Genomic DNA, 13,716 nt, shown 5'->3' on the forward strand with positions numbered 1-13,716 from the left:
CATGACGATTACCTCGTTAGATCTCGGGGCGTTCCGGCGAATTGCGCTCGGGTGTTTATTCGGCGGTAGCAGATGCGGAATCGATGTAGCTGGCCAGTGCACGCCATTCTTTGGCGTTCTTGCTGGCCAGCTCGGTGATGACCGGCACGGTGTGTGGTGGCACGGCGGCGATCAGGGTGGTCCAGACGTCGCGCTGGATCGAGTGGGTGTGCAGCCAGCGCAGCAGATCCCGGCCCTGTTGGTTCAGCCGCATGGCGGGATCGCGGGTGAGCTGTTGCAACAGCAGTGAGGCGTCATCAGGTTGTTCGGAACTGCCGACGCCGACCGGACAATCCATCTCACGCAATCGCTTTCGGATGGCGTGGGCGGTGCTGATCGACACCTCCGCGGCCGCGGCCAAGGCGCGCAACGGCATATCGGGCGAGCCGGCGAGCAACTCGGCCACCCGCCGCCTGCGTTGCGTCCGATCAAGTGGTCTGCGGCGTCCGTCTGCGCCGACACGAACGTTCGACTGCGGAATTTCCGCACTCGAACGCTTTCGAATGGCGGCGACCGTCTTCCCCGACAAACCAGTGCTGGCCGCGATCGCCCGGTCCGACAGCTCCGGCATCGAATCAATGATGCGCTCGGCCGCCGCCTTTCGATCCGAGAGCGTCAGCGGCAGCCCATGCGTCGTGTTCAGCTCGACGCCGCGAAGAAAGGCCTCGGCCTGACTGCCGTCGAAGAATTCGACCTCGATCCTGTCCTGCTGGCGCAATCGCGCAGCCCGCAACCGGTGCATCCCGTCGATGACACGCATTGTGTTGCGGTGCACCAGGATTGGCGGCAGTTCGGCCTCGCTCTCAGCGAGCCTGGCGATATGCTTACGGTCCTCGCCATTGGAACGGGGCGAGTCCGCGGGCAACAACTGATCGATCGAAACCAGATAGCGCGCGCTGGTCGAGATTGGAACTACATCACCGGCGGTAAAACTTCGCTCAGCGGACATTCGAAACCCCCAGGGGTGTCACCCAGAAACGGCACGGTCATCGATGACCAGACGGTCTCGAAACCGTCTAGGCTCCGACCGATCGGTCACAGCGTATGTGCGCGGGGTGTTCGATACTAGGCTTTCCAAGAAGAGTGGGGAGAGTGCGAAACTATGACAGTCATTGCCGACCCCGGTCGTACGGCACTGCTGATCGCAGGCACTGTGGTGGCGGAACGCGAGGGGCTACAACGCCTTTCGATCAATGCGGTGGTCGCGGAGGCCGGGATGGCGAAAGGCACTTTCTACCGCCACTTCGTCAATCGCCGCAGTTATGTCATCGCACTACACCGCCGATTCTTCGACTCCCTCTCGCAGAAGGTGATGGCCGCCCTGGTCGGCATCCCGCCGGGGCTGGAGCGGGTCGGTCTGAGTCTCGACGCCTTTCTCGATGCCTGCCTCGATGCGCGTGGCACCGAGGCGTTCATGGTGCAGGCGCGCACCGATCCGGATCTGCGCGAGGAGATCCGCAGACGCCACGAAATCTTCGTCGCGGTGGGGCAACCGGATATGGTCGCGGTGGGCTGGCCGGACCCGAACGCCGCGTCTCAGCTCAAAGTGGCCATGGTCGCCGAGATCTGCATCGCCGAACTCGATGTCCGCCGTCCCCGCCGCGACCTGCGCCGCGCCGCGGTCCAGATGCTCACCGCGAACATGCAGTCCGTCGGATAGTTCTGTCCCGCAGGCGCGGCGGGGGGAATGCCCTCAGCGTTCTTCGTACCGAATGTCGTAGGCGGCGGCAATCGGATTGATCTTCGCCGGGTCGAGTTGGCCATCGGTCAGCACCGCGGGCCCGGCCTCGAAAAGGTCCTCGAGGTAGTGTTCCCAGCCGCCCGGCGAGGAGATCTGCAGAACGCGCGGCGGCGGCGTCGAGACGCAGCGCAGTGCATGCGGAATGCCGCGCGGCAACAGCGTGAAGGTGCCTTTGCCCGCGATGTAGGTGCGGTCGTCGTAGTCGATACCGAGTTCGCCTTCGAGGACGTAGATGCCCTCGTCGGCCGCGTGATGGATGTGGCGCGGAATGTCCCTGGCGACAATCACTTCGAGCAGGGAGAAACGGCCCTCGGTGTCGGCGGTCATCGCCTTCACGGCGAACGCCGGCGGCATCGGCACGCGCCCCGGTCGCACCTGGGTGGGTTCGAGAAAGATGAAACGGTCTTCTGACATGGAAAGCTGTCCTCCACTGTGAGATACTGGAACCGGAATCCGATTCCGTTTCAATTAACACTGAGGAGTGCAGACGTTGTCAACCCCATCGACGTCCGGCCGAAAAGATGCGCAGCGCAACCGGTTACGCCTACTCGAGACCGCCAGGGCGTTGTTCGCCGAGCGCGGCGACGACGTGCAGATGCCAGAGTTGGCGCGGGCAGCGGGGGTCGGGGTCGGCACCGTTTACCGGCACTTCCCCACTCGGCAGGCCCTCGTCGAAGCCGCCGCCGAGCACCGGTTCGGCGAGCTGGCCGAATACGCGCGCACCGAATGCCGCAGGCAGCCCGAGCTCGGCCGCGGGCTCGAGCTGTATCTGACCAGGGTCGGGGAGGTGCTTGCAGGCGACCGCGGACTCTCGGCCGCCATCGAAGCCGCCCGCGGAACATCGGGGACCGAACCGCGCGGCACCGCCCTGACCGAACTCGAGGCGGCCATACAGGTATTGATCGCCGACGGTCGGGCCGCGGGCACGCTGCGCGCCGACGCCACGGTCGCCGATGTCTACATGCTCGTCGGCGCGTTGTCCGCGACCATCCGCACCGGCAGTGGCGATTGGCCCCGATTCATCGAGCTCGCCATGAACGGCTTGCGTGCGTCGTGAATCATCCACGGTGACAACAAAAACCGCCCCGGAGTCCGGACGGACGCCAGGGCGGTCGACAGGCGGAGCTACTGCTGCGGGTTGTTATCCGGCTGCTGCCACGGACGACTATGGGGATCGTCGGGCCGGTATTGCTGCGAGGGTTGCGGTGGCTGTGGCTGATCCGGCGGGAACGCTTCGTGCACGGGAATCACCGGTTGATGCGGAGACGGTTCGTAGGAGCGCCGCGGTGCGGGCGTAGCGCCTTCGACCGGCGTGCGGGCATCTGCCTCCGCAGCGCGGACCGCGCGTTCGATAGCCGGATCGCGGGCCGTGTCGAACCACCCCGCGACGTCGGAATCGTCCTCCGGCTTGCTCGCCACATCATCGACCGGCGCGGGCTCGTAGCGAAAGACGCCGTCCTCGCCCTTCGTGGCGAAGTTCTGCGCGAATCCTTCGAGCGCCTTTCCGAAATCGCTCGGCACCAGCCACACCTTGTTCGCATCACCGCGCGCGACCAGCGGCAGCGTCTGCATGTATTGGTAGGCAAGCAGTTCCGGTGTCGGCTTACCGGATTTGATAGCGGCGAAGACCTTTTCGATGGCCTTCGCCTGACCCTGCGCCTGCAGGTAGGAGGCCGCGCGTTCACCCTGGGCACGCAGAATACGGCTCTGCCGTTCACCCTCGGCCGCGAGGATCGCCGACTGCTTGGCGCCCTCGGCGGAGAGAATCGCGGCCTGCTTGGTGCCCTCGGCCGTCTTGATCTGCGACTCCCGCGTGCCCTCTGCGGTGAGGATCATCGCGCGCTTCTCCCGGTCGGCCTTCATCTGCTTTTCCATCGACTCCTGGATCGACGGCGGCGGATCGATGCTCTTGAGCTCCACCCGCGCGACGCGCAGACCCCAGCGCCCGGTCGCCTCGTCCAGTACGCCGCGCAACTGCCCGTTGATCTGGTCACGCGAGGTCAACGTCTGTTCCAGCGTCATGCCACCGACCACATTGCGCAGCGTCGTCACGGTCAGCTGCTCGACCGCCGCGATGTAGTTGCTGATCTCGTATACCGCCGCCTGCGGGCTGGTCACCTGGAAGTACACGACGGTGTCGATATGCAGTGTCAGGTTGTCTTCGGTGATCACCGGCTGCGGCGGGAACGACACGACCCGCTCGCGCAGGTCCACCTTCGCCCTGATCCGATCGGCGAAAGGCACCAGGAACGTCAGCTGGCCGGACACCGTCCGCGAGTACCGTCCGAGCCGCTCGATGACGGCCGCCTCGGCCTGCGGCACCAGCGCGATCGACTTGAAGACGACCACCACGACCAGCAGCACAAGAACGGCGGCAACGATCAGTACAGCCATTACGGCCCCTTCCAGACGACGGCGGTCGCGCCGTCGATCTTCATGACGAACACCTTGGTCCCCTCCGGATATTCTTCGGTCGGATCCAGCGGCCGGGCGGTCCACACCTCACCACCCAGTTTCACCTGCCCGCTGTGCTCGGTCACCGCGTCGAGCACCAGTGCCGACTTGCCGGGCAGCGCGTCCACATTGGTCGGCGTCAGCGGCGGCTTTCCGTAGTGCCGCAACAGAACCGGCCGCACCCCCAGCATCAGGACGATCGAAACCACCGCGAAGACGATCGCGTCCACGAGCACCGATGTGTCTGCGGCAAAGCTGATTCCGGCGGTGAGGAGCGCGCCGCTACCCAACATCAGCAGAGTGAGGTCTCCGGTGAGCATCTCCGCCGCCGCGAGCAGAATCCCCGCGACCAGCCAAACAATTGCGGCCACAAAACCACTGTAGTGGTCCGGACCTCATCTGGGGGCGCGACAGACACAAGATCAGCCCTCCGTCACCGGGCGGGCCGGGCACGGTAGCTTCGGGCGGGTGAGTTCGCGTGACATGTATGGCAACGACATCTTCGGCGGGCACTCGCGCAAGCAGAAGCGGGCAGTGCCGCAGGTGACGGCGCAGCGAGACCTCGTCGTCGAAGACGCTGCCACCGGCTTCTGCGGCGCCGTGGTCGGATTCGATCGCAGCTACGACGGTGAATTCGTGAAGCTGGAAGACGGGCGCGGAGCGGTGCGGCTGTTCGCGCTGCGCGAGGCCGCGTTCCTCATCGACGGCCAACCGGTCACGCTGGTCCGGCCGGCCGCCGCCGCCGCGAAAAAGGACACTCGCTCGGCATCCGGCTCCACGCGGGTCGAAGGATTACGCGCCCGAGTCGCCCGGACCAGCCGGATCTGGGTGGAGGGCGTGCACGACGCGGCCCTCGTCGAACGAGTCTGGGGCCACGACCTGCGCGTCGAGGGCGTGGTCGTGGAACATCTGGAGGGCCTGGACAACCTGGCCGAGCGGCTCGTCGAATTCGACCCGGCCCCCGGCCGCAAAGTCGGCGTGCTGGTCGACCACCTGGTCACCGGCTCGAAGGAAACCCAACTGACCACCGGCCTCGGCCCGCATGTCCTCGTCACCGGCCACCCCTTCATCGATGTGTGGCAGGCGGTTCGCCCCGCCACCGTCGGAATCGAGGCGTGGCCGGAGGTGCCACGCGGCGAAGACTGGAAAACCGGCATCTGCCGCCGCCTCGGCTGGGGCACTCCGCAGGAGGGCTGGCGGCGCGTCTATAACGCCGTCGAATCCTTCCGTGACCTCGAAGCCCCGATCATCGGCGCGGTGGAGCGGCTCATCGATTTCGTCACCGAGCCCGAGCAGTAGCCTGCACGTCCGAATTATCCGGTTTCGCGGAACCTCTCGTGTTGGCAGCCGACACGGCCGGGACGCCGGACGAATCCCGCCGCCGCATTCTGCAAGACTCGACGAGTGACCGACCATCGTGATGTGGACGCAACCCGGCTCGCTACCGACTCGCTCGCGCAAGGCGATCCGACCGGATGGTTCGAGCAACTGTACGCCGCCGCGGAGGTGGGGTCGGCGATTGTGCCGTGGGATGCCGATGAACCGAATCCACTGCTGGTCGACTGGGCCGAGCGGCACGAGCCCGCCGGTGTCGGCGGGCGGGCGCTGGTGGTTGGCAGCGGGCTGGGCAGGGATGCGGAACATGTTGTGCGACTGGGCTTCCGCACCACCGCGTTCGATATTTCGGAAACCGCGATTCGGACGACCCGCGAGCGCTTCCCGAACTCGCCGGTGGATTATGTGGTCGCCGATCTGCTCGATCCGCCCGCCGAGTGGAGCGGCGCGTTCGACCTCGTGGTGGAGTCCATCACCGTGCAGTCGATGCCACTGTCGGTCCGGACCCAGGCGATCGCCCGAGTCGCGGAAATGGTGGCGCCGGGTGGTGAACTGCTGGTGATCTCCGGCATCCGGGTGGAGGGCGAGCATGTGGATGGTCCGCCATGGCCGCTGACCCGCGCGGAAATCGAATCGTTCGCGGTCGGCGGGCTGGAACCCATGCGTGTCGAGCAGGTATCCCTGCCGACCAGACCCGAGGCGTACCGGTGGCGCGCGGTGTTCCGGAGGGCCTGACACCGATGAGTTAACCATGCGCATTTCGAATCAGTCGGGCCATCGATGCACGCAGCTCACCGGGGTACCAGGGATGGATGCCCTCGGGTAGCGATCACCCTTTATGCTCGATGATTATGTGCTCTCCTAGTGCCACGCTGACGGTGTGGGCCGGCTCATGGCTGGCCGGATGCAGCGCGCCCGACGACATCCTGGAGGCCTTGTACGCCTGGGCTCCGCAGCACACCATTGCCGCAGGCGACCCGGCGACCGGCGGCCGCAACGACCTGCCGTGGACCTCGCGGGGCAACCTGCCCGGCACCGGAGTCATGGCCTTGCTCAAGGTGATTCGCGAGACCATGGCGCAGCCGGGCGCACAGCTACGGCTGGTGCTTCCGGTACCGGGCGACGTGCGCGGGCTGCCCGCGGGCACCGTGTTCGCCGCCGACGCGGTCGACACCGGTGAGGGATTGCTCATCGGCGTCCCAGGAACCGATGGCACCGGCTTGATCCCGCAGTGGGCCGACGACGACACCCTGCAGTGGACCGTCTACAGCACCCCCATCCCGCCCGCACCCGGCCCTGACATGTCGCTCGGCGAGGCCGAATACGCGATGCGCGAAGCCGTCCGCGACGCCGCCGACGCGCTGATGCAGCTGCACACCACCTCCGTCAACGCCGCCGAATCCGACCCACGCGAACTCATCGAGGCCGAGCTCGCCGACTACTCCAAACACGACTACCCCGAGTCGATTCCATTGCGTGCCAGGCGAATCCTGAACAGCGCCGACCACGTAGCCGCCATCCTCACCGTGGCACAACGGGAACCGGCATCCTCCCCCACGTCGGCAACGGCCATCGGCGCGCAAGAAGACCTGCTGCGCCCACTCTGGGACGCGATCCGCGCCGCCCGCCTCGTCGCCGTGCACGCAGCGGCACGTGGCACGTCCTGAGTCACGCGAAACCATCGATCCGATCGCTCACCAGGTGGTGGCCCCATCTGGTTGAATGGGGGCCGATCAACCCGGCTCTCCGACGCAGGGCGGTGCGCAATGCTCCTCACACAGCGCAGTTCCGCGGTCCTGGCCGCCGCGCTGATCTGCCTCGCTCTCCCGGCGGCGGTTCCCGCCTCGGCGATCGTGGGTGGCAGCGCCGCGGCGGCGACGGCGTACCCGTGGCTCGCCGCGATCGGCAGCCCACTCTTCCTCACCCGCGCGTCGGGACAGTTCTGCGCCGGCGCGCTCGTCGCACCGGATCGGGTGGTCACCGCGGCACATTGCGTTCAGCTCGCGCAGCTGCTCCCTCAGGCGCTCACCGTCACTTTCGGCCGCACCGACCTGCGCTCGAGTGACGGAGACACCGTGCGAGTCAGAGATATTCGCATCCACCCCGGCTTCCACGACACCGACTTCGACGGCGAAACCGTCCACCACAACAACGTCGCAATCCTCACCCTGGACCGGCCACGACCGGGACCGTTCGTAGAAATCGCTTCCCAGCGAGCCGATTTCGGCACGATCCTCGGGTGGGGCGCAACCGCCGAGGGCGACTACTCCAACACCATCCTGCGCGCCGCCGTCGTCCCGCTGGTCTCCGACAGCGCCTGCGCCGCCGCATACGGCTCGGCCTTCGATCCACGCGACATGCTCTGCGCAGGCTCTACCGAAGCGGACACCGGCTTACTCGATAGTGGCGGACCATTGCTCGTCGACGGCAGGCTTGCGGGGCTGACCTCATGGGGCAAAGGCAGCGCACGTCCCGGCTTCCCGGGTGTCTATGCACTCCCGCACCTGAATTGGTGATTGTCGGCAAATCCGATATGCCCCTGACCCCCGAGGTCAGTAGGTGGGCGGCTGCTGCGGCGGGTATTGCTGGGGCTGTTGAGGATACGGCTGCTGCCCGTACGGTTGCGGATAGCCCGGTGCGGGCGCTTGCTGCGGGTACGGCTGCCCCGGCGTCTGCGGCGAGTAGGGCTGGCCCGCCTGCTGTTGGGGATACGACTGGCCCGGCGTCTGCGGCGAGTACGGCTGCTGCGGATAGGGCTGGCCGGGGGCCTGCTGCGGGTAGGGCTGCGGCGCGTACTGCTGTTGCGGGTATTGCTGCGGCGGGTACGGCGGCGGATTCTGCGGCAGCTGGTTCTGGTTCCTGCTGTTCGACGACGAGCGGACGACAATGACGATCGCGACGACGATGATGATCAAGCAGATGATGCCGACGATATAGGCGGAAGCACTCACGCCGCCGCTACTACTGCTGCCACCACGACGCCGAGCGTCGTAGGAGTCCAACGCCGACGCCCACGTGGCGCTATCGGACCACACGTGCGTATCGAGCAGGCCTGCGCTGGTCAGCAGGTCGACATAGACCATCGGGTTCCCCCTTCGAGCGGCTTCGGTCCGCTACCGAAGCCGAAAGGGATGCTATCGCAACCGCGTTGATCCTCCCGAGGCTGGGCAGCCGAGGTACACCACTCGGCAGCCGACCCCGATCCGCTGTCCGAGAGCCCGATTCACCGACCGGCAGGGGCGCTGCTCCGAGCCGGCGCACAGCAGCCGACGGCACACGGATCCCCATTCCGGGTGCACCCGTAGCCCGGCACCGCACCGAGTCGCCGCGCCGCCGCATCCGTCAAATGTTCGCCTATCAATTCGACGACCAGCCGGGCGAATCGTGGATCGGTGCCCGGTGTCGCCGCCCTGGCGAATGCCATATCCAGCTCGGCAGCCTTCGCCTTCGCCTCGTTGTCCAGGTCCCAGATCACCTCGAGGTGGTCGGAGACGAAGCCGACCGGACAGACCACCACGGCGTCGACGGCCTTGCCGGACAGATCTTCGAGGTAATCGACGATGTCGGGATCGAGCCATGGGACCTGCGGCGGGCCCGAACGCGACTGCCACACCAGGTCGAAATCGGTGAATCCGGTCGCGGCCGCGCACAAACGTGCCGCTTCAGCGACCTGGCGACTGTAGAGCCTGCCACCGTCGGCGGGCGGACCCGCGGTGGCGTCGGCGGAGATCGGGATCGAGTGCGCGGTGAACACCAGGCGCGCCCGATCCCGACGGTTGAGTGGAAGTTGGGCCACCGCAGCACGAATCGCGTCCGCGAAGGACTCGATCAGCAGCGGATGGTCGAAATACTGGCGCAGCTTCACCAGTTCCGGCGCACCTGCGCCGAAAGCCGCACGCGCCCTGGTGATGTCCTCGTGGTACTGCAGGCAACCGGAGTAGCCGCCCCACGCCGAGGTCGGGAATACCAGCGCGGATCGCACGCCGTCGGCGGCCATCCGTGCGACGGTGTCCTCGACCATGGGGTGCCAGTTCCGGTTGCCGAAGTACACCGGCAGATCGATTCCGGCTGCAGCCAATTCGGCTTCGACCGCGGCGATGATGTCGAGATTGAGCGCGTTGATCGGCGAGATGCCGCCGAAATGCAGATAGTGCTTCGCGACCTCCTCGAGGCGGTCGCGTGGCACTCCCCTGCCCCGCGTGACGTTCTCCAGGAACGGCATCACATCGTCCGGCCGTTCGGGGCCACCGAAGGAAAGCAGCAGCAGCGCATCAAAACCCATGCTCAACCTATCCTCATGCTGCGGTTGCCAGTGCCTGCGCCCATGCGACAGTTCCGACGCCGGGCCGACCGAAACACCGGTATCCGGGCGACGGGGCCACCCCGCGCCCGGATACCGGGAGGTTCATCCGCCCGGTCACCGGGAGTTTCACACGTTCGCGGGCTCGGATTCGGCCACCGGCGCGTCTTCACCGAGCATGCTGGCCGGGATGGACCAGTTGTGGCTGGCGCCGCCATCGACGTAGACGATGGAGGCGGTGGTGCCGGGCAGCCAGTCCGAGAGCAGCGCGCACACCGACTTGGCGACGGGGGTCGGGTCGTTGACGTCCCAGCCGAGCGGGGCGTTCTCGTCCCACACGGTGTTGAGCGCCTCGAGCTTCTTGGCCTCACCCGTCGCGGCGCCCGCGATGGCCTTGGCAGCCAGGGTCTTGACCGGGCCCGCCGCAACCAGGTTGGAGCGGATGCCCCGGTGGCCGACCTCGCGGGCGACATAGCGGTTCACCGACTCCAGGGTCGCCTTGGCGACGCCCATCCAGTTGTAGAACGGCACCGCCTGGCGCGGGTCGAAGTCCATGCCGACGATGGAGGCGCCGTCGTTGAGCACAGGCAGCAGCGCCTTGGCGAGTCCCGCGTACGAGTAGGCCGAAACCTCCAGCGCCACGGCGACATCCGACCACGGCGCGTCCAGGAACTCGCCGCCGATGCCGAGGCAGGAGCGCGGCGCGAACCCGATGGAGTGCACGACGCCGTCGATACCCTCCGGCGCGACCTCACGCACCCGGTCCGCCAGCGTGGCCAGGTGCTCGACGTTCTGCACGTCCAGCTCGATGGCCGGCGGCACCGGCTGCGGCAGCCGCTGCGCGACCCGGTCGATCAGCCGCAGCCGGTCGAACCCGGTGATGAGCACCTTTGCGCCCGCCTCCTGCGCCACCTTGGCGACATGCCAGGCGATGGAAGCGTCGGTGATGATGCCGGTGACCAGGATGGTCTTGCCTTCGAGCAGTCCGCCCATGAGTTCTCGGTTCTCCTGAAAGTCGTGTGTAGGTTGCTTGCGGCCACCGACGGCGCCGGCGCCACCGGGATTTCCGTCAGCTCAGTGGCCCATGCCCATGCCGCCGTCGACCGGGATGACAGCGCCGGACACATAGCGCGAATCTTCGGAGGCCAGGAAGCTGATCACGGCCGCGACGTCTTCGGGCTGCCCGAGCCGCTGCAGCGGAATGAACTTCTTCGCGGTGTCGCGCAGATCGTCGGGCAGTTCCGCCGTCATGTCCGTCTCGATGAACCCGGGCGCGACGACGTTGGCGGTGATCGAGCGCGAACCGAGCTCACGGGTGATCGAGCGCGCGAGGCCGATGACGCCCGCCTTCGAGGATGCGTAGTTGATCTGGCCGGGGCCGCCGCCGAGGCCGACGACGGAACCGAGGAAGATCATCCGGCCCCAGCGCGCCCGCAGCATGGCCCGGTTGGCCCGCTTGGCACAACGGAACGCACCGGTCAGGTTGGCATCGATGACCCGAGTGAACTGTTCCTCGGTCATCCGCATCAGCAGCGTGTCGTCGGTGATGCCGGCGTTGGCCACCAGCACCTCGACCGGTCCCTGATGCTGCTCCACCTCGGTGAAGGCGGCGTCGACAGATTCGCTGTCCGTCACATCGCATTTCACACCGAACAGTCCGTCCGGCACCCCCGACCCACGATGCGTGACGGCGACCTTGTGGCCGTCGGCGACCAGACGCTGCGCGACCGCGAGCCCGATGCCACGGTTGCCGCCGGTCACCAGTACCGACCGGGATGTGATGTTCGACATAAAGACCAACCTATCTGTTCGAGTTCGTGCGCCGCGTCCGGGCACCACACATTGGTGCGATGCCACAGTCGCAGCGCCCGCAGGCGAGGGCAGTGCCTATGGCAGGCGTTGACGATAGAGCAATCCGGTCACAACACCCGCGCAGACAAGCAGCATGCCGAGCAAAAGCCACGGCCTACTCGCATCGCCACGGGTCATCTCGTAGCCGATCTGCTCCTCGAGGGTGTCGTAGACGGCGGTGAGCTCGGTCAGGCTCGACGCCGTATAGAAATCGCCGCCGGAGAGTTTGGCGATTTCGCGCAGCGAGTCGTCGTCGACGGGTACCTTGACCCGCTGCGCCCCCTTGCCGTCCGGATCCGGGATCTCCACCGCGCCCCATTGGGTGCCGAACGAAATCGTCGACACTGGAACGCCTTTGTTCTTCGCGAGGCGAGCCGCGGTGAAACCGTGCCGCGGATTGTCGACGTCCTTGTCGTCGGGCACGGTCTGCTTGCCGTCCGACATCAGCACGATCCGGGCGGGCGGCGGCGTGCTGGCGCCGCCGAGCACCTGCGCGAGGGTCTCGATCGACTGCAGCGCGGTGAGAATGCCCTCACCGGTGGCGGTGCGCTCGGCCAGCTTGATGTTGTCGATAGAGGCCTTGACAGCTTCCCGGTTCGTGGTCGGCGGCTGCATCACGGAGGCGGTGCCCGCGAAGGTGACGAAACCGAGGTTGATACCGGGGGTGAGCCCGTCGACGAATTCCTTGCCTGCCTTCTGCGCCACCTGCAGACGGCTCGGCTCGACGTCGGTGGCCTCCATGGACAGCGAAACGTCCATCACCAGCACGACTGTCGCGCGGTTGCGCGGCACCTTCTTCACCGCCGTCGGTCCCGCGGCGGCGATGGTGAGGAACACCAGCCCGACCAGCATCAGCGCGATGGGCACGTGCCGCATCGGACTCGGCCGCGTCGGTGCGACCTTTTCCAGCAGCTCCATGTTGCTGAAGCGCAGCATGTGCTTGTGCCTGCTGCGCTGAACAAGGATGTAGCCGAGCGCGATCAGTCCGATGACGGCGAGGAAGCTCAGCCAGATGAGCGCGGTGAAATGCGAAATGCTCACTGGCGCGCCACCTTTCCGGTCGGCGCGCCGAAGGCATGGCGCCGGGTGGACACGAACCGGACCACGTCGGCAATCCAGTCCCGATCGGTCTGCAGCGTCATGACCGGCGCGCCACAGCTGCGCAGCGCCTGCTCGACCTGTTCGCGGTGTCGCTGGGCGGCGCTCGCGAAATCGGCGCGCAGCGTCGGCGTCACGCTGAATTCGCGAGTACGCCCGGTCTCCGGGTCGTGCAGCACCACATCGCCTATGTCGGGCAGCGACAGATCGCGCGGATCGAGCACCTCCACCGCGAGCAAGTCGTGGCGCGCGGAGATCGCGCGCAGCGAACGCTGCCAGTCGATGTCGCCGAGGAAATCGCTGATGACGACCGCGAGGCCGCGTTTGCGTTGCGGACGGCGCAGGGATTCGATGCCCGCGCGCAGGTCACCGCGCACGCCGTCGGGGGCGTGCGGGGTGGTCGCGATGCTGCGCAGCAGCGACTGGGCGTGCACGCGACCGCTGCGCGCCGGAATACGGACCAACTGCTCACCGGTGGCGACAACAGCGCCGATCCGGTTGCCGCCACCACTGGTGAGGTGGGTGATCGCGGCGGCGGCGGCGATCGCGAGATCACGCTTCTGGCAGTACGCGGTGCCGAAATCCAGACTGGCCGACAGGTCGACGACCATCCAGGTTTCCAGTTCGCGATCGGCGATCATCTGCCGAACATGCGGATGGGTGGTGCGGGCGGTGACCGACCAATCCATTTGCCGCACATCGTCACCCGGCTGGTATGTGCGAGCCTCGCCCGGCTCCGAACCGGGGCCGGGGATCAGACCCTGGTAATCGCCGTGCAGCACGCCGTCGAGCCGTCGACGCACGGTCAGCTCGAGCGATTTCAGCGCCGCCGACAACTTCGGATCGGTGAGCTCTCCTGCTCGGAACGAAGGCGGTGCGTGTGATGACATCGTCATTC

The 13,716-nt window shown here is 66.8% G+C and carries 16 protein-coding genes; 6 read left to right on the plus strand and 10 right to left on the minus strand.

Going from position 1 to position 13,716, the window contains the following annotated elements; translation table 11 throughout:
* Positions 1 to 55: 55 nt before the first annotated feature.
* Complete coding sequence (locus OHQ90_RS28655) at positions 56 to 988, minus strand: ParB/RepB/Spo0J family partition protein (protein WP_328402694.1); 933 nt, start codon at positions 986 to 988, stop codon at positions 56 to 58.
* A gap of 153 nt (positions 989 to 1,141) precedes the next feature.
* On the opposite strand from OHQ90_RS28655, the gene OHQ90_RS28660 reads away from it, so the two are divergent.
* Positions 1,142 to 1,699 (plus strand): TetR/AcrR family transcriptional regulator, encoded by a 558-nt coding sequence (locus OHQ90_RS28660; protein WP_328402696.1) that lies wholly within the window; start codon positions 1,142 to 1,144, stop codon positions 1,697 to 1,699.
* Positions 1,700 to 1,732: 33 nt separating this feature from the next.
* On the opposite strand, the gene OHQ90_RS28665 is transcribed toward OHQ90_RS28660, so the two are convergent.
* Positions 1,733 to 2,194, minus strand: a complete 462-nt coding sequence (locus tag OHQ90_RS28665; RefSeq protein ID WP_328402698.1) for a cupin domain-containing protein — start codon at positions 2,192 to 2,194, stop codon at positions 1,733 to 1,735.
* A 76-nt stretch (positions 2,195 to 2,270) separates the two neighbouring features.
* On the opposite strand from OHQ90_RS28665, the gene OHQ90_RS28670 reads away from it, so the two are divergent.
* Positions 2,271 to 2,837, plus strand: coding sequence for a TetR/AcrR family transcriptional regulator (locus OHQ90_RS28670; protein ID WP_328402700.1), 567 nt, complete (start codon positions 2,271 to 2,273; stop codon positions 2,835 to 2,837).
* Positions 2,838 to 2,905: 68 nt separating this feature from the next.
* Here the strand turns inward: OHQ90_RS28670 and OHQ90_RS28675 are convergent, their stop codons facing one another.
* Together OHQ90_RS28675 and OHQ90_RS28680 are read right to left on the minus strand one after the other, a co-directional pair.
* The gene (locus OHQ90_RS28675) at positions 2,906 to 4,174 is read right to left on the minus strand and encodes an SPFH domain-containing protein (protein ID WP_328402702.1); all 1,269 of its coding nucleotides are present in this window, start codon (positions 4,172 to 4,174) and stop codon (positions 2,906 to 2,908) included.
* Positions 4,174 to 4,605, minus strand: a complete 432-nt coding sequence (locus tag OHQ90_RS28680) for an NfeD family protein (RefSeq protein WP_328402704.1) — start codon at positions 4,603 to 4,605, stop codon at positions 4,174 to 4,176. The genes OHQ90_RS28675 and OHQ90_RS28680 overlap by 1 nt, the downstream gene beginning before the upstream one ends.
* A 112-nt stretch (positions 4,606 to 4,717) precedes the next feature.
* Here OHQ90_RS28680 and OHQ90_RS28685 point away from each other — a divergent pair, with 112 nt between their 5' ends.
* The 4 genes from OHQ90_RS28685 (at position 4,718) to OHQ90_RS28700 (ending at position 8,085) form a co-directional block, all read left to right on the plus strand.
* Positions 4,718 to 5,533: a DUF3097 domain-containing protein gene (locus OHQ90_RS28685; RefSeq protein ID WP_442941503.1), complete on the plus strand. Its 816-nt coding sequence runs from the start codon at positions 4,718 to 4,720 to the stop codon at positions 5,531 to 5,533.
* A gap of 105 nt (positions 5,534 to 5,638) precedes the next feature.
* On the plus strand, positions 5,639 to 6,304 hold the full coding sequence (locus OHQ90_RS28690) for a class I SAM-dependent methyltransferase (protein WP_328402708.1): 666 nt from the start codon (positions 5,639 to 5,641) through the stop codon (positions 6,302 to 6,304).
* 116 nt (positions 6,305 to 6,420) lie between these two features.
* Entirely contained in the window at positions 6,421 to 7,236 is an 816-nt protein-coding gene (locus OHQ90_RS28695; protein ID WP_328402710.1) for a hypothetical protein, read from the plus strand.
* A gap of 99 nt (positions 7,237 to 7,335) precedes the next feature.
* A complete protein-coding gene (locus tag OHQ90_RS28700; RefSeq protein WP_328402712.1) occupies positions 7,336 to 8,085 on the plus strand; it encodes a serine protease in 750 nt (249 codons plus the stop codon).
* 36 nt (positions 8,086 to 8,121) lie between these two features.
* Here OHQ90_RS28700 and OHQ90_RS28705 read toward each other — a convergent pair whose 3' ends face one another.
* From OHQ90_RS28705 to OHQ90_RS28730, 6 genes are all read right to left on the minus strand, one after another.
* Entirely contained in the window at positions 8,122 to 8,652 is a 531-nt protein-coding gene (locus tag OHQ90_RS28705) for a hypothetical protein (RefSeq protein WP_328402714.1), read from the minus strand.
* Between the two features lie 140 nt (positions 8,653 to 8,792).
* A complete protein-coding gene (locus tag OHQ90_RS28710; RefSeq protein WP_328402716.1) occupies positions 8,793 to 9,851 on the minus strand; it encodes a ferrochelatase in 1,059 nt (352 codons plus the stop codon).
* Positions 9,852 to 9,998: 147 nt separating this feature from the next.
* Positions 9,999 to 10,862, minus strand: coding sequence for an NADH-dependent enoyl-ACP reductase InhA (gene inhA / locus OHQ90_RS28715; RefSeq protein WP_328402718.1), 864 nt, complete (start codon positions 10,860 to 10,862; stop codon positions 9,999 to 10,001).
* An 81-nt stretch (positions 10,863 to 10,943) separates the two neighbouring features.
* A complete protein-coding gene (fabG1, locus tag OHQ90_RS28720; RefSeq protein ID WP_328402720.1) occupies positions 10,944 to 11,660 on the minus strand; it encodes a 3-oxoacyl-ACP reductase FabG1 in 717 nt (238 codons plus the stop codon).
* Positions 11,661 to 11,756: 96 nt separating this feature from the next.
* The gene (locus tag OHQ90_RS28725) at positions 11,757 to 12,761 is read right to left on the minus strand and encodes a VWA domain-containing protein (protein ID WP_328402722.1); all 1,005 of its coding nucleotides are present in this window, start codon (positions 12,759 to 12,761) and stop codon (positions 11,757 to 11,759) included.
* Complete coding sequence (locus OHQ90_RS28730) at positions 12,758 to 13,714, minus strand: DUF58 domain-containing protein (protein ID WP_328402724.1); 957 nt, start codon at positions 13,712 to 13,714, stop codon at positions 12,758 to 12,760. The genes OHQ90_RS28725 and OHQ90_RS28730 overlap by 4 nt, the downstream gene beginning before the upstream one ends.
* Between the last annotated feature and the right edge of the window lie 2 nt (positions 13,715 to 13,716).

This window comes from Nocardia sp. NBC_00403 (genome assembly GCF_036046055.1).
Taxonomy (GTDB): Bacteria; Actinomycetota; Actinomycetes; order Mycobacteriales; family Mycobacteriaceae; genus Nocardia.

Excerpts from the sequence above, each read along its gene's own strand:
- OHQ90_RS28655 (WP_328402694.1), bottom strand. The coding sequence starts at position 988 with ATGTCCGCTGAGCGAAGTTTTACCGCCGGTGATGTAGTTCCAATCTCG.
- OHQ90_RS28660 (WP_328402696.1), top strand. The coding sequence starts at position 1,142 with ATGACAGTCATTGCCGACCCCGGTCGTACGGCACTGCTGATCGCAGGC.
- OHQ90_RS28665 (WP_328402698.1), bottom strand. The coding sequence starts at position 2,194 with ATGTCAGAAGACCGTTTCATCTTTCTCGAACCCACCCAGGTGCGACCG.
- OHQ90_RS28675 (WP_328402702.1), bottom strand. The coding sequence starts at position 4,174 with ATGGCTGTACTGATCGTTGCCGCCGTTCTTGTGCTGCTGGTCGTGGTG.
- OHQ90_RS28685 (WP_442941503.1), top strand. The coding sequence starts at position 4,718 with ATGTATGGCAACGACATCTTCGGCGGGCACTCGCGCAAGCAGAAGCGG.
- OHQ90_RS28695 (WP_328402710.1), top strand. The coding sequence starts at position 6,421 with ATGTGCTCTCCTAGTGCCACGCTGACGGTGTGGGCCGGCTCATGGCTG.
- OHQ90_RS28700 (WP_328402712.1), top strand. The coding sequence starts at position 7,336 with ATGCTCCTCACACAGCGCAGTTCCGCGGTCCTGGCCGCCGCGCTGATC.
- OHQ90_RS28705 (WP_328402714.1), bottom strand. The coding sequence starts at position 8,652 with ATGGTCTATGTCGACCTGCTGACCAGCGCAGGCCTGCTCGATACGCAC.
- OHQ90_RS28710 (WP_328402716.1), bottom strand. The coding sequence starts at position 9,851 with ATGGGTTTTGATGCGCTGCTGCTGCTTTCCTTCGGTGGCCCCGAACGG.
- inhA (WP_328402718.1), bottom strand. The coding sequence starts at position 10,862 with ATGGGCGGACTGCTCGAAGGCAAGACCATCCTGGTCACCGGCATCATC.
- fabG1 (WP_328402720.1), bottom strand. The coding sequence starts at position 11,660 with ATGTCGAACATCACATCCCGGTCGGTACTGGTGACCGGCGGCAACCGT.
- OHQ90_RS28730 (WP_328402724.1), bottom strand. The coding sequence starts at position 13,714 with ATGACGATGTCATCACACGCACCGCCTTCGTTCCGAGCAGGAGAGCTC.